At 71.5% G+C, this 14,470-nt stretch carries 12 protein-coding genes; 5 read left to right on the forward strand and 7 right to left on the reverse strand.

Translation table 11 applies throughout. The features are described from left to right. Positions 1–1,032, reverse strand: a 1,032-nt coding sequence (locus ACY34M_RS40430; RefSeq protein ID WP_462723686.1) for a homocysteine S-methyltransferase family protein, incomplete at its 3' end; no start/stop codon positions are given. A gap of 279 nt (positions 1,033–1,311) precedes the next feature. On the opposite strand from ACY34M_RS40430, the gene ACY34M_RS40435 reads away from it, so the two are divergent. From ACY34M_RS40435 to ACY34M_RS40450, 4 genes are all read left to right on the forward strand, one after another. Then, positions 1,312–2,100 (forward strand): IclR family transcriptional regulator, encoded by a 789-nt coding sequence (locus tag ACY34M_RS40435; protein ID WP_462723687.1) that lies wholly within the window; start codon positions 1,312–1,314, stop codon positions 2,098–2,100. Positions 2,101–2,466: 366 nt separating this feature from the next. Further along, positions 2,467–3,261 (forward strand): MIP/aquaporin family protein, encoded by a 795-nt coding sequence (locus tag ACY34M_RS40440; RefSeq protein WP_462723688.1) that lies wholly within the window; start codon positions 2,467–2,469, stop codon positions 3,259–3,261. A 47-nt stretch (positions 3,262–3,308) separates the two neighbouring features. Then, complete coding sequence (glpK, locus tag ACY34M_RS40445) at positions 3,309–4,856, forward strand: glycerol kinase GlpK (RefSeq protein ID WP_462723689.1); 1,548 nt, start codon at positions 3,309–3,311, stop codon at positions 4,854–4,856. A gap of 9 nt (positions 4,857–4,865) precedes the next feature. Beyond that, positions 4,866–6,482 (forward strand): glycerol-3-phosphate dehydrogenase/oxidase, encoded by a 1,617-nt coding sequence (locus tag ACY34M_RS40450; RefSeq protein ID WP_462723690.1) that lies wholly within the window; start codon positions 4,866–4,868, stop codon positions 6,480–6,482. Between the two features lie 154 nt (positions 6,483–6,636). On the opposite strand, the gene ACY34M_RS40455 is transcribed toward ACY34M_RS40450, so the two are convergent. Genes ACY34M_RS40455 through ACY34M_RS40475 form a run of 5 tightly spaced genes read right to left on the reverse strand, consistent with a single transcriptional unit; the run spans position 6,637 to position 11,658 of the window. Next, entirely contained in the window at positions 6,637–7,173 is a 537-nt protein-coding gene (locus ACY34M_RS40455; protein ID WP_462723691.1) for a MarR family winged helix-turn-helix transcriptional regulator, read from the reverse strand. Between the two features lie 59 nt (positions 7,174–7,232). After that, complete coding sequence (locus ACY34M_RS40460) at positions 7,233–7,853, reverse strand: SRPBCC family protein (RefSeq protein WP_462723692.1); 621 nt, start codon at positions 7,851–7,853, stop codon at positions 7,233–7,235. A 21-nt stretch (positions 7,854–7,874) separates the two neighbouring features. After that, the gene (locus ACY34M_RS40465; RefSeq protein ID WP_462723693.1) at positions 7,875–10,220 is read right to left on the reverse strand and encodes a xanthine dehydrogenase family protein molybdopterin-binding subunit; all 2,346 of its coding nucleotides are present in this window, start codon (positions 10,218–10,220) and stop codon (positions 7,875–7,877) included. Positions 10,221–10,225: 5 nt separating this feature from the next. Further along, positions 10,226–10,801 (reverse strand): (2Fe-2S)-binding protein, encoded by a 576-nt coding sequence (locus ACY34M_RS40470; protein ID WP_462723694.1) that lies wholly within the window; start codon positions 10,799–10,801, stop codon positions 10,226–10,228. Then, positions 10,798–11,658 (reverse strand): FAD binding domain-containing protein, encoded by an 861-nt coding sequence (locus ACY34M_RS40475; RefSeq protein WP_462723695.1) that lies wholly within the window; start codon positions 11,656–11,658, stop codon positions 10,798–10,800. Before ACY34M_RS40475 ends, ACY34M_RS40470 begins: the two co-directional genes overlap by 4 nt. A 192-nt stretch (positions 11,659–11,850) precedes the next feature. Between ACY34M_RS40475 and ACY34M_RS40480 the strand changes: the two genes are divergently transcribed. Beyond that, complete coding sequence (locus tag ACY34M_RS40480; protein WP_462723696.1) at positions 11,851–12,936, forward strand: TetR family transcriptional regulator; 1,086 nt, start codon at positions 11,851–11,853, stop codon at positions 12,934–12,936. Between the two features lie 90 nt (positions 12,937–13,026). Here ACY34M_RS40480 and ACY34M_RS40485 read toward each other — a convergent pair whose 3' ends face one another. Next, complete coding sequence (locus ACY34M_RS40485) at positions 13,027–14,391, reverse strand: MFS transporter (RefSeq protein ID WP_462723697.1); 1,365 nt, start codon at positions 14,389–14,391, stop codon at positions 13,027–13,029. Positions 14,392–14,470: the final 79 nt, after the last annotated feature.

Consider the following 14,470-nt stretch of genomic DNA (forward strand, 5'->3'; position numbering starts at 1 on the left):
GCGGAACGGCACCGTCTGGTAGAGCGAGGCGGCGCCCGGCTCCGGCTGCGGGGCGCGGGTCGTGGGCTCCATGCCGCGTACCCGCTCGACGACCTGGCGCAGGTGCTCGGGGGTCGTGCCGCAGCAGCCGCCGACCAGGGAGAGGCCGTATTCGCGTACGAAGGTCTCCTGGGCCTCGGCCAGCTCGGGCGCCGTGAGCGGGTAGTGGGCGCCGTCCTTGCCGAGGACCGGCAGGCCCGCGTTGGGCATGCAGGAGATCGGGATGCGGGAGTGGCGGGCGAGATAGCGCAGGTGCTCGCTCATCTCGGCGGGTCCTGTGGCGCAGTTCAGGCCGATCATGTCGATGCCCAGCGGCTCAAGGGCCGTCAGGGCGGCACCGATCTCGGAGCCGAGCAGCATCGTGCCGGTGGTCTCGACGGTGACCGAGCAGATCAGCGGGAGGTTCACGCCAGTGGCGTCCAGGGCGCGGCGGGCGCCGAGGATCGCGGACTTGGTCTGCAGGAGGTCCTGGGTGGTCTCCACCAGGAGGGCGTCGGCGCCGCCCGCGATCATGCCTTCGGCGTTGGTCTGGTAGGCGTCGCGCAGCACTGTGTACGGGGCGTGGCCGAGGGTGGGCAGCTTGGTGCCGGGGCCCATCGAGCCGAGGACCCAGCGCTGCTGCCCGGTCTTCTCGGTGAACTCGTCGGCGACCTCGCGGGCGATGCGGACACCGGCCTCGGAGAGCTCGAAGTTCCGCTCGGGGATCTCGTACTCGTTCAGGGCGGCGAAGTTCGCGCCGAACGTGTTCGTCTCGACGCAGTCGACACCGACGGCGAAGTACTCCTCGTGGACGGAGCGGACGATGTCCGGCCGGGTCACGTTCAGGATCTCGTTGCAGCCTTCGAGCTGCTGGAAGTCGTCGAGCGTCGGGTCCTGCGCCTGCAGCATGGTGCCCATCGCTCCGTCGGCCACCACGACACGGGTGGCGAGGGCTTCTCGGAGGGCGTCCACACGGGCGCGGGGATCGGATGCGGGCGTTGGCAACGAGGCCATGAAAGTTCTCCCAGAGGTGCGACGGCTGTCGGCTTTGCGGCTCCACTCCCGGAGGCGCACCCGGTCAGGGTAACGGGGACGATGGTCGCGCCGTGAGTGCGTCCACGGGACGGAACGGCGTGGGCGTGTCGTGGCCGAAACCGAGCGATGGAAATATTGGCGCACGCCGCGCTCGCAGGAGGTCGGCAACGACCGATACTGTTCAGCATTGCCGAACGTTGCTTGGTGACCACCTCTGCCAGACGTCAGCGACAAGAACCGAGGGAGGAAGGGACTGCGATGGCACGCAACATCCAGTCGCTCGAACGGGCCGCGGCCATGCTCCGGTTGCTCGCGGGCGGCGAGCGGCGGCTCGGCCTCTCGGACATCGCCGCCGCGCTCGGCCTCGCCAAGGGCACGGCGCACGGCATCCTGCGCACGCTGCAGGCCGAGGGCTTCGTGGAGCAGGACTCCGCCTCGGGCCGCTACCAACTGGGCGCCGAACTGCTGCGCCTGGGCAACAGCTACCTGGACGTGCACGAGCTGCGGGCGCGCGCCCTGGTGTGGACGGACGACCTGGCCCGCTCCAGCGGCGAGGCGGTCTACCTGGGCGTACTGCACCAGCAGGGCGTGCTGATCGTGCATCACGTGTTCCGGCCCGACGACAGCCGGCAGGTCCTGGAGGTGGGCGCGATGCACCCGCTGCACTCCACGGCCCTGGGCAAGGTGCTCTCCGCGTACGACCCGGTGGCGCACAGCGAGGCCATGGAGGCCGAGCGCAAGGACTTCACGGCGCGCACGGTGTGCGATCCCGACGAGCTGGAGTCCGTGTTCGATCTCACCCGGGCCCGCGGGTACGCCGCCGATGTCGAGGAGACCTGGGAGGGCGTGGCCTCGGTCGCGGCCCCGATCCACGACCGGCACCGGATGCCGGTGGGCGCCGTGGGCATCACGGGCGCCGTGGAGCGCGTCTGCAAGGCCCCCGACGAGCACGGCGCCGGATCGGGCAGCCTGCGCCCCGAGCTGATCGCGGCCGTCCGCGACTGCGCCCGCGCGGTCTCGCGCGATCTGGGCGCCAGCCGCTTCTGACGGCCGCCCGGCACCCGTCCCACACCCGTCCGACCCCCGAGCGGCCGCGGTTCCACGCGGCTCAAGGTGCAGGCTGCACCGTTACGGGTGACCATCGTTGGACGCCCACCGGCCCAGACGGCCGATAACCGCAGGCGATCAATAACGATCGCGCATTCGATAAGAGATCCCTTGACGAGCCGGTAACCCCAGAGCGAGACTCGCGTCCATCGGTCGGCATTGTCGAACACCTACCGGCAATACGCGTTAGAGTGTGAACAGGCCAGACCGGACCCGACCCTCGCCTGAGGGCTCGGACCACCGGAAAGGGACCCGGGAGGTTCGTTACTCGGGTTTTCCCCTGGACGAAGGACAAAGGAGTCGCGGGTGTCCAGCCACGACATCTTCCTCGGCGAGACCATCGGTACCGCCATATTGGTTCTGCTGGGCGGTGGCGTGTGCGCCGCCGTCACTTTCAAGCGCTCGAAGGCCTACGAAGCCGGCTGGGTCGCCATCGCGTTCGGCTGGGGCTTCGCGGTTCTCACCGGTGCCTACATGGTGGGCGGGGTCTCCGGAGCCCACCTCAACCCGGCCGTCACCGTCGGCCTCGCCATCGAGGGCGGCACCAAGTGGAGCGACGTACCGCTCTACCTGGTCTCCCAGCTCTTCGGCGCCATGATCGGCGCGGTCCTGGTCTGGCTCGCGTACTACGGGCAGTTCCACGCCCACCTCACCGACCGTGAGGTGCTCATCGCGCACAACGGTGCCGTTGACGACGAGGGTCTCGTCGACCCGAAGGCCGCGCCCGAGGCCGGCCCCGTGCTCGGCGTCTTCTCCACCGGTCCGGAGATCCGGAACCTGGCGCAGAACCTCATGACCGAGATCATCGCCACGGTCGTGCTCGTCCTGGCGATCCTCACACAGGGCCTCAACGACGAAGGAAACGGCCTGGGCACCCTCGGCGCCCTGATCACCGCGCTCGTCGTGGTGAGCATCGGTCTCTCCCTCGGTGGTCCGACCGGCTACGCCATCAACCCGGTCCGTGACCTCGGCCCGCGCATCGTGCACTCGCTGCTCCCGCTGCCCAACAAGGGCGGCTCGGACTGGTCGTACGCCTGGATCCCGGTGGCGGGACCGCTCATCGGCGGTGCCCTCGCCGGCTTGATCTACAAGCTGTTCTGAGCGACGCCCACCGAGACCACAGACTTACGCACCACGAGGAGCACACCGTGACCGACGCACACACCACCGGCCCCTTCATCGCGGCGATCGACCAGGGCACCACGTCGAGCCGCTGCATCGTGTTCGACAAGGACGGCCGGATCGTCTCCGTCGACCAGAAGGAGCACGAGCAGATCTTCCCGAAGCCGGGCTGGGTCGAGCACGACGCGAACGAGATCTGGGACAACGTCCAGGAGGTCGTCGCCGGGGCCATCACCAAGGCCGGCATCACGCGCGACGACATCAAGGCCATCGGCATCACCAACCAGCGCGAGACGACGCTGCTCTGGGACAAGAACACCGGTGAGCCCGTCCACAACGCCATCGTCTGGCAGGACACCCGCACCGACGCCCTCTGCAAGGAGCTCGGCCGCAACGTCGGCCAGGACCGCTTCCGCCGCGAGACCGGCCTCCCGCTGGCCTCGTACTTCGCGGGACCGAAGGCCCGCTGGCTGCTCGACAACGTCGAGGGCCTGCGCGAGCGCGCGGAGCGCGGCGACATCCTCTTCGGCACGATGGACACCTGGGTCATCTGGAACCTGACGGGCGGTACAGACGGCGGCAAGCACTACACCGACGTCACCAACGCCTCCCGCACGATGCTGATGAACCTGCACGAGATGGAGTGGGACGACCGGATCTGCCACTCCATCGGCGTCCCGATGTCGATGCTGCCGGAGATCCACTCCTCCGCCGAGGTCTACGGCGAGGTCACCGGCGGCAAGCTCGGCGATCTGCTCGGCGGCATCCCGGTCGCCTCGGCGCTCGGCGACCAGCAGGCGGCCCTGTTCGGCCAGACCTGTTTCGCCGAGGGCGAGGCCAAGTCCACGTACGGCACCGGCACGTTCATGCTGATGAACACCGCCGACAAGGCCATCAACTCCTACTCCGGGCTGCTGACCACGGTCGGCTACCAGATCGGCGACCAGAAGCCGGTCTACGCACTCGAGGGCTCGATCGCCGTCACGGGCTCCCTGGTGCAGTGGATGCGCGACCAGATGGGCCTGATCAAGTCGGCCGCCGAGATCGAGACGCTGGCCTCCAGCGTCGAGGACAACGGTGGCGCGTACTTCGTGCCCGCCTTCTCCGGCCTGTTCGCCCCGTACTGGCGCTCGGACGCGCGCGGTGTCATCGCGGGCCTGACCCGCTATGTCACCAAGGCGCACCTCGCGCGCGCCGTGCTCGAGGCCACCGCCTGGCAGACCCGCGAGATCACCGACGCCATGACGAAGGACTCCGGCGTCGAGCTGACCGCGCTCAAGGTCGACGGCGGCATGACCTCCAACAACCTGCTGATGCAGACCCTCTCGGACTTCCTGGACGCGCCGGTGGTGCGCCCGATGGTCGCCGAGACGACCTGCCTCGGCGCCGCTTACGCCGCCGGTCTCGCCGTCGGCTTCTGGTCCAACACCGACGAGCTCCGCGCCAACTGGCGCCGGGCCGCCGAGTGGACCCCCCGCATGGACGCGGCCACCCGCGACCGTGAGTACAAGAGCTGGCTCAAGGCCGTGGAGCGGTCCATGGGCTGGCTCGAAGACAGCTCTGTCGAGGAGTAACACCCCACCATGAGTACCCAGTCCACCCTGCAGACCGTGCCTGCCCTCGGAACGCACCCGGTCGCCGGTTCCAACCCGAGCCGCGCCGAGACCCGCGAGCAGCTTTCCAAGGCGACGTACGACCTCCTGGTCATCGGCGGCGGCATCCTGGGCATCTCCACTGCCTGGCATGCGGCGCAGTCCGGTCTCAGGGTGGCCCTGGTCGACGCCGGCGACTTCGCCGGCGCCACGTCCTCCGCCTCCTCGAAGCTGCTCCACGGGGGCCTGCGCTACCTCCAGACCGGCGCGGTGAAGCTGGTCGCGGAGAACCACTTCGAGCGGCGTGCGGTGTCCCGCAACGTGGCCCCGCACCTGGCCAACCCGCTCACCTTCTACCTGCCCGTCTACAAGGGCGGCCCGCACGGCGCGGCCAAGCTGGGCGCGGGTGTCTTCGCGTACAGCGCGCTGTCCGCGTTCGGCGACGGGGTCGGGCACCTGCTCTCCCCCGCCAAGGCGCAGCAGGACGTGCCGGAGCTGCGGACCGACAACCTGAAGGCCGTCGCCGTGTACGGCGACGACCAGATGAACGACGCGCGGATGGCGCTGATGACGGTCCGCGCGGCCGTCGACGCGGGCGCCGTCGTGCTCAACCACTCCGAGGTCACCGGCCTGCGCTTCACGAACGGCCGGGTCACGGGCGCCGAGCTCAAGGACCGCATGGACGGCGAGGAGTTCGGCGTCAACGCCCGCCTGGTGCTGAACGCGACCGGCCCCTGGGTCGACCACCTGCGCAAGATGGAGGACCCGAACGCGGCGCCGTCCATCCGCCTGTCGAAGGGCGCGCACCTGGTCCTCAAGCGCACCTCGCCGTGGAAGGCCGCGCTCGCGACCCCCATCGACAAGTACCGCATCACCTTCGCCCTCCCCTGGGAGGACATGCTGCTGCTCGGCACGACCGACGAGGAGTACGAGGGCGACCCGGCGGATGTGTCGGTCACCGAGAAGGACGTCGACCAGATCCTCGACGAGGCCGCCTTCTCGGTCCGTGACCAGCAGCTGAAGCGGGACCTGATGACGTACTCGTTCGCGGGTCTGCGGGTGCTGCCGGGCGGTCCCGGCGACACGTCGAAGGCCAAGCGCGAGACCGTCGTCAACGAGGGCAGCGGCGGCATGCTGTCCGTCTCGGGCGGCAAGTGGACGACGTTCCGGCACATCGGCCGCACGGTCATGAAGAAGCTGGAGTCGCTGCCGGGCCACCCGCTCGGCGACGACTACGAGCCGATCAGCTCGCTGCCGAAGAAGCTGCCGCTGCCGGGTGTCGCCAACCCGCGCGCCGTCGCGCACCGTCTCCTGGTGGACAGCCCGGCGCCCGGCCCGCGCATGGGCGCCGACACGGCCAAGCACCTGGCGACGCACTACGGTTCGCTGTCCTTCGACATCGCCCGGCTCGCCAACGAGAACCCGGAGCTCGCCGAGCGTGTCCACCCGGACGCCCCGGAGATCTGGGCGCAGGTCGCGTACGCGCGTGACCACGAGTGGGCGGAGACGCAGGACGACGTGCTGCGCCGCCGTACGACGCTGACGATCCGTGGCCTGGACACGGACGACGTGCGGGCGAAGGTGCAGGACATGCTCGACAAGAAGTAGTCCCGCGGCATGGCGAAAGGGGCGGCTCCCACGGGGGGAGCCGCCCCTTTTTGTCTGCGCTGCGACGGTGTTGCGGACTCGGGGCTCCGCCCCGGACCCCGCGCCTCAATCGCCGGCGGGGCTTGATGTGGGGCGCTGCCCCAAGCCCGACTGCTCAATCGCCGGCGGGGCTCGAGTCGTCCGACTCCAGGATCGAGTACTCCAACTTGCCCAGCAGCCTCGCCAGTTGGCGGCGTTCGGCCGGGGAGATGCCGGCGAGCATGCGTTCCTCGTTGGCGAGGTGGTCCGTGAACACCTCGTCCACCTTCGCGAGGCCGATGTCGGTGAGCCGGGAGTAGACGACGCGCCGGTCCTCGGCGTCCCGCTCGCGCACTATCAGGCCGTCCTTCTCCAGGCGGTCCATGCGCAGCGTGACGCCGGCGGACGAGACGAGGCCCGAGTCGGCGAGCTGTCCGGCGGTGAGCCGGTAGGGCTTGCCCGCGCGGCGCAGCGCGGTGAGCACGTCGAAACCGGCGACGGACAGTCCGTGCCGCTCGATCGACGCGTTGAGCTTGGTGTTGTAGCGCAGGAACGAGCGGTGCAGGCGGGCCAGCACCTCCAGCGGACCGGTGTCGAGCTCGGGCCGCTCGCGCGCCCAGTCCGCCACGATCTGTGTCACGGCGTCCTGCCGCTTCGCCTTCCGCTCGGCCATCCCCGTCCCCTCGCGCGCATTCTCACGGGCGGACACGAAATCGTACGCCCCTGAAAATTCTACCCCTCAAACGATATGCGTCGGCGCCTGCCGATCACTGCCACCAGTATCACCGCGGCGAGCGCGGCGGTGGCCGGAACGGCCGCCTTCTTCAGGAGTACGGGCAGCGCGGCGGCGCCGAGGTCGACGGCCTCCGGTTCGGCGGGGCGCGCCGGGGCGGGGGCGTCGGACACCGGTGCGGGGGCGCTCATCAACTCGGCGAGACGCCCGGCGAACTGGCCGACGATGCGGTCGCCGACCTCCGTCATGATGCCGCGCCCGAACTGGGCGGGGCGACCGGTGATGTCGAGGTCGGTGCGGACGCGGACGCGGGTGCCGGCGGGGTCGGCGGCGAGTTCGGCGGTGACGGTGGCGGAGGCCGTGCCCGCGCCGCGGGTCTCGCTGCCGCTGAGGTCGAGCCGCATGCTGCGGGCGGCCTCGTCGCGGGTGACGGTGCCCTCGCCGCGGTAACTCATCTGCACCGCGCCGACCTTGACCTTCACGCGGCCGGTGAAGGTGTCGCCCTCAAGGGTGTCGAGGACGGCGCCGGGCATGCAGGGGGCCACGCGGCCGAGGTCGTGGAAGAGCTTCCAGGCGTCGTCGGGCGCGGCCGGGACGGTGAAGGTGTGGTCGAGCTGCATGGTCGGGTCTTCCGATCGTGGTCAGTGGGCGGCTGTCGGGGCGTCGCGCAGCAGGTCGCGGATGCGGCTGGGCGACAGGGGCCCGCGGCGGACGACGACACCGAAGGGGCGCAGGGCGTCCTCGACGGCGTTCGCGAGCACGGCCTGCGGGGCGATGGCGCCGCCCTCGCCGAGCCCCTTCACACCGAGGTCGTTCATGGGGCTCGGCGAGTGGATCTCGTCCATGTCGAGGTCGGGGATCTCGGACGAGGTGGGGACGAGGTAGTCCATGTAGGTGCCGGTGCGGGGCTGGCCGTCGGGGCCGTAGATCATCTCCTCGTAGAGGGCGCCGCCGATGCCCTGGGCGATGCCTCCGGTGACCTGGCCCTCGGCGATGAGCGGGTTGACGATGACGCCCGCGTCGTGGACGACGACGTACTGGAGGATTTCCAGCTCGCCGGTGTGCTCGTCGACTTCGACGACGGCGGCGTGCGCTCCGCTGGCGACGGCGAAGCCGGGTGGGCGGAAGTGGACGGTCTCGCTGAGTTCGGTGCCGTGCCGGCCGTCGGTGGGTTCGGGGGTGCCTGGCAGCGGGGCGCGGCCCGCGAGTTCGGCGAGGGTGAGGGTGGGACCATCGGACGCCTTGGTGGTGAACACGCCGTCGGTGAGGGTGAGTTCGGCGACCGGGACGCCGAGGCGGCGGGCCGCGGCGTCGAGGGCCTTCTCGCGTACGAGTTTCCCGGCGCGGTGGGTCGCGTTGCCCGCGTTGACGAGGGCGCGGCTGGCGATGGTGCCGACGCCGAAGGGGGTCCGCTCGGTGTCGCCGCCCACCACGTCGATGACGTCGAGGGGTACGCCCAGCGCGTCCGCCGCGATCTGTGCCATGGACGTGCGGTGGCCCTGACCCTGCGAGGGCGCGCCGATGGCGAGCTTGACGCGGCCGCTGGGCGCGATGTCGATGCGCGCGGTCTCGAACGGGCCGAGCCCGGTGGCCTCGATGTACATGGCGTAGCCGACACCGATGTGCTTGCCCTCGCGCGGTGCGCGGCGGGCGGGGTCGACCTTGGCGCGGGCCCGGCGCAGCAGTTCGGGGAAGTCGCCGGAGTCGTACGACTGGGGGTTGCCGGAGCGGTCGACGAGTCCGGTCGTGTACGGCATGTCGTCCGGGCCGATGAGGTTCCGGGACCTCAACTCGGCCGGCTCGAGGTCGAGTTCGGCCGCGAGCCGGTCCATGGCCCGCTCCATCGCGAAGACCGTCTCGGGGCGGCCGGCACCCCGGTAGGGCGTGGCGAAGGCGGTGTTGGTGAGGACGCCGAGCACGTCGATGTCGACGTTCGGGACGCGGTAGGGGCCGAGGAGGTGGCACAGCGAGTTGTACGGGACGACCAGGCCCGTCATGTTGTACGCGCCGAAGTTGACGGTGATGCGGTCGCGGACGCCGAGGAGCTTGCCGTCGGCGTCGGCGGCGAGTTCGATGCGGTGGATCTGCTCGCGGGCGTGCGAGGCCGCGGTGAGGTTCTCGCCCCGGTCCTCGCGCCAGACGACGGGGCGGCCCAGTTTGTGCGCCGCGTAGGGGATCAGCATTTCCTCGACGTAGAGGATGCCCTTCTGGCCGAAGCCGCCGCCGACGTCGGTGGCGATGACGCGGACGGTCTCGGAGTCGAGGCCGAGGGTGGTGGCGATGGACTCGCGGACGCGGTGCGGGGTCTGGGTGTTGGACCAGACGACGAGTTCGCCGCTGTAGGGGTCGACGCGGGCGGCGACGGCGCGGGTCTCGATGGGCGAGGCGACGTAGCGGTGGGCCCGGAACTCCTCGCTGATCACGGTGTGCGCGGAGGCGAACGCGGCCTCGGGGTCGCCGACCCGGGTGGCGACGGCGACCGCCGTGTTGTCCGGCTGGTCGTCGTGGAGCAGCGGGGCGTCGTCGGTGAGGGCCAGGTCGGGGTCGACGAGAACGGGCAGCGGCGCGTAGCGCACGTCGACGAGTTCGAGGGCGTCCTCGGCGAGGTAGCGGCTGTCGGCGAGGACGACGGCGACGGGCTGGCCGACGTACAGGACCTTGTCGGTGGCGAGCAGCGGCATCGGTGTGACGGCGACGCGCGGGTCGAGGAGTTCGGCGAGGCGGGGCGGGGTGCGCAGTTCCTCGCGGTTGAGCAGGGCGGGCAGCGCGGCGACGTCGGCGCCCGTCCAGACGGCGAGGACGCCGGGGGCTTCGCGCGCGGCGCTCACGTCGACGGATTCGATACGGGCGTGGGCGTGCGGGCTGCGCAGGACGGCGGCCTCGGCGGCGCCGGGCAGGTCGATGTCGTCGACGTAGCGGCCGTTGCCGCGCAGCAGCCGGTCGTCCTCGACGCGCGGGACGGGGCGGCCGATCCAGGCGGTGGTCATGCGGGTCACTCCCCTCGCTGCGGGTTGTCCGAACCGGAGGCGGCTTCTGCCTCGTACGTCTCGTCGAGGGCCTGGCCGAGCGCGCGGCGGATGTTGCGATAGCCGGTGCAGCGGCAGAGGTGGCCGCTGAGCGCGTCGGCGACCTCGGTGTCGCACGGCCGCTCGTCCTGTTCGGTGAGGGCGGTCGCGGTCATCAGGAAGCCGGGGGTGCAGAAGCCGCACTGCATGCCGTGGCACGCGTGGAACGCCTGCTGCACCGGGGTGAGCGGCGCGTCGCCGGGCGCGAGGCCCTCGACGGTGCGCAGTGCGGCGCCCTCGCACTGGACGGCGAGCGTGAGGCAGGAGCGGACGGGCGTGCCGTCGACGAGGACGGTGCAGGCGCCGCACACTCCGTGCTCGCAGCCGACGTGGGTGCCGGTGAGGCGGAGCCGGTCGCGCAGGAAGTCGCTGAGCAGCAGCCGGGACTCGACCTGGGCGGTGACGGGTTCGCCGTTGACGGTGAGGCGGATCTCGTGCCAGCCGGAGGGTTCGGCGAGCGGCGGGGTCCGCGCGGGTCGCGGCGCGGGGGTGGTGGCGGTCATCGGGTGCGCTCCCATGCGGTGGTGCAGGCGCGGACGAGGAGGTGGGCGGCGGCCTCGCGGCGGTACGTGGCCGTGGCGTGGACGTCGTCGGACGGGTCGAGGTGGGCGAGGGCTGCGGCGCGCGCGGCGGCGAGGGCGGTCGGGCCCGCGTCGGTGCCGGTCAGCGCCTCCTCGGCGGCGGGCAGGCGGACCGGGGTGGGGCCGACGCCGCAGAAGACGACGCGGGCGGCGCCCACGGCGCCGCCCGAGCGCTCGAGCAGGACGGCGACGCCGACCGTGGCGAAGTCGCCGTGCCTGCGGGCGAGCTCTTCGAAGGCCCAGCCGCCGCGCGGCGCGGGGAACACGACCTCGGTGAGGAGTTCGTCCGGTTCCACGGCGGTCTGGAAGGTGGCGACGAAGAACTCCTCGGCGCCGACGGTCCGCTCCCCCGCGGGGCCCGCGACGACGAAGCGGGCGTCCAGTGCCACGGCGGCGGTGGGCAGTTCGGCGGCCGGGTCGTGGTGGACGAGGCTGCCGCAGACGGTGCCGCGGGCGCGGATCTGCGGGTGTCCGATGTGGCCGATCGCGGCGGCGAGCAGCGGCCAGCCGTCGCGGATCCGGGGGTCGGCCGCCGCGCGGGACTGCCGGACGGCGGCGCCGATGTGCAGCGCGCCCGACGCGTCGACGGACAGGTCGTCGAGGCCGGGGATGCGGGTGATGTCGACGAGGAGGCCGGGGCGGGCGAGCCGCATGCTCAGCATCGGGATCAGCGACTGGCCGCCCGCCACCACCTTGGGGTCGCGGTCCTCGTCGGCGAGCAGGGCGAGCGCCTCCGGGACGGAGCGCGGGGCGCTGTAGTCGAAGGGTGTGGGTTTCAAACCGTCTGCCACCAGGCCTCTCGAAGCGAGCGAGCGGGTGCGCACAGGGGGCGCATGCCTAAGGCCTGAAATGATTGACGCTGAACTACCTTCTTGGCAAGGGTTCCACTTCAACCAGTATTTTCAAGGGCAGAATCTTTTGAACGACTGTGCAGAAAGGTGTCCTGCTCCGGCCTCGACTACTGTTGCGCCGTGGACGACGGACAGCAGGAGAAGCGGCGCGGCCGCGCGCACGATCCCGAGGGGAACCGCAGGGCCGTGCTCGAAGCGGCCCGCCGGCTGTTCGCGGCACACGGCTACCAAGGCGTCGGCATCCGGGCCATCGCCACAGAGGCCGGGGTGACGCCCGGGCTCGTCATGTCCTACTTCGGCTCCAAGGACGGGCTGTTCCGGGCCGTCGTCGGTGAGGGGACCGGTGTCACGGCGGCCCTGCTCGACGAGGCGGGCAACGATCCGGCCCGTCTCCCGCAGGCCCTCGCCCACTCCTACCTCGACCGCTGGGACCGGCTCTCCGCGCAGGATCCGCTGGCGGCGCTGATCCGCTCGGCGCTCAACCACCCGCCCAGCGCGGAGCAGTTGAGCGAGCTCCTGGACCGTCTGGTGACCGGGCCGCTGCACGACGTCATCGGCTCCACGCCCGAGGCGACGGCCCGGATCGGCATGATCCGCAGCATCCTGTTCGGCGTCATCATGGAGCGCTACCTCTTCGCCCACGAACCGGCCCGCTCGGTGCCGACGGCCGACCTGGAGCCGCTGCTCACCGACGTCCTGGCCGCGGCGGTCGGGGCGGCCGCGCCCTCCGGGCAGCCGCGCCCCGAGCACTCCCCCGCCACCGACGCCGACACCCGGGTCTTCGCCGCGCTCACCGACTGCGCCGACCGCTACCGCGCCGTCATCGGCGGTGCCGTCAAACGGCACGGCATCGGCCTCGCCGCCTTCGAGCTGCTGGCCGAGCTGCGCCGCGCCCCCGCCCCGCACCGCCGCACCGTGGGCGAGCTGGCGGCGGCCGGAGCGGTCCGGGCGGGCGGGGTCACCCAGCACGCGGACCGCCTGGAGCGGGCGGGGCTCGTCGAGCGGGAGCGGGACGACCGGGACCGGCGCGTCGTGCACCTGCGGCTGAGCGAGGCCGGGCGGGACCTCGTCGACCGGGTCGCCGAGGAGCGCAGGGCCGGCGAGCGGAAGCTGCTGGACGGGCTGCGGGCGCAGGAGCGGCGCGACCTCCGGGCCCTGCTGGGGACGCTGGGCGCGGCCCTCGCGGACCCGCAGGACCCCTCGTAGCAGCGGGGACGCACCTGCCGACGGCGCCGGACCCGTCCGGTCCCGGCGCCGCGACCACCCTCTCCCCCTTTACGGGTTGAGCTCCTCCAGTTACGAGTTGAGCTCCTCCAGCGTCTTCCCCTTCGTCTCCACCGCGAACAGCGCGATCACCGCGCCCACCGCCGCCACGGCCGCCAACTGCGCGAAGACGAGGCCGAGTCCGCCGCCCGCGCCGAGGATCGCGCCGACCGTGATCGGGCCGAGGATGACACCGAGCCGGTTCCACAGGCCGCCGAAGGCCGCGCCCGTGGCCCGGTTGCGCGTCGGGTACAGCTCCGGCGAGTAGAGGTAGAGGCCCGCGTTGATCGCGTAGACGAAGAACGTCGTGCACGACGCGAACAGGGCGACCTGGAGCCCCGACGTGACCCCGACCAGGGCCAGGATCCCGAGGGTGAGCGCCGTGCCGCCGAGCGCCGCGACCAGGGCCGGGCGCCGCCCGATCCGGTCGATGAGGAGCGCGACGACGAAGGTGCCGACCAGGCCCGTGAGGTTGCTGAGCAGCGTGTAGACCAGCGCCGTCGTCAGATCGAGGCCGAAGTTCTTGGTGTAGAGCGAGGGCAGCCACGTCGAGATGCCGTGGTTGACGTAGTACGCCACGAACCAGAGCCCGGACAGGATGGCGGTGCGTCGCAGATAGCGGCCGGCGAACAGGTCGCGCAGACGGCCGCGCCCGGTCTCCTGCACGGGCGCGGGGCCCGGCTGCGGCAGCGGTTCGCCGACGGCGCGCTCGACCTCGGCCTCGATCCGCTCGATGACCCGCTCGGCCTCCTCGTCCCGTCCCTGGGAGAGCAGCCAGCGCGGCGACTCGGCGACGTGCTTGGGCAGCGCCACGGCGATCAGGACGGGCAGCGCCCCGAGGACGAACATGGCGCGCCAGCCGAGGTTCGGCACGACCCACACGGCGACGAGGCTGGCTGCCGCGAGCCCGGCCGGGAAGATCATCTCGTAGAGCAGGACGAAGCGGCCGCGCTTGTCCGAGCGGGAGATCTCGTTGATGTACGTGGCGGCGACCGGGACGACGCCGCCGATGCCGAGGCCCTGGATGAACCGGAAGAGCGAGAACAGCTCGATGCCGTTCGCCGTGGCGACGGCGAGGCTGGCGAGGCCGGTGATGGCCACGCCGAGGGCCACCGTGCGCACCCGGCCGATCCGGTCGCCCAGCCATCCGGCGACCAGCGCGCCGAGCAGCATGCCGACGGATCCCGTGGTGACCGCGAAGGTCGCCTGCCCCGTGCTCAGGTGCCAGTCCTTGATGAGGACGGGCAGGGCGGAGGCGGCGAGGAGCTGGTCGAAGGCCTCGAAGAACGTCACGGCGCCGATGAGGAAGCGCACCTTGACGTGCCAGCGGGAGTGCGGCAGCCGTTCGAGTCTGGCGGCGATCGAGCCGCGGGCCTGTTGACCGGCCACAGTCGTCATGGGAGGGGTCCTTCCGCAAGGTGGATGCGGTGACAGTAGAAGCCAACTCCTAAGCGGTCAATGGTTAGGCGCTTAGGTA

This window comes from Streptomyces sp. EDA2-14 (assembly GCF_054963755.1).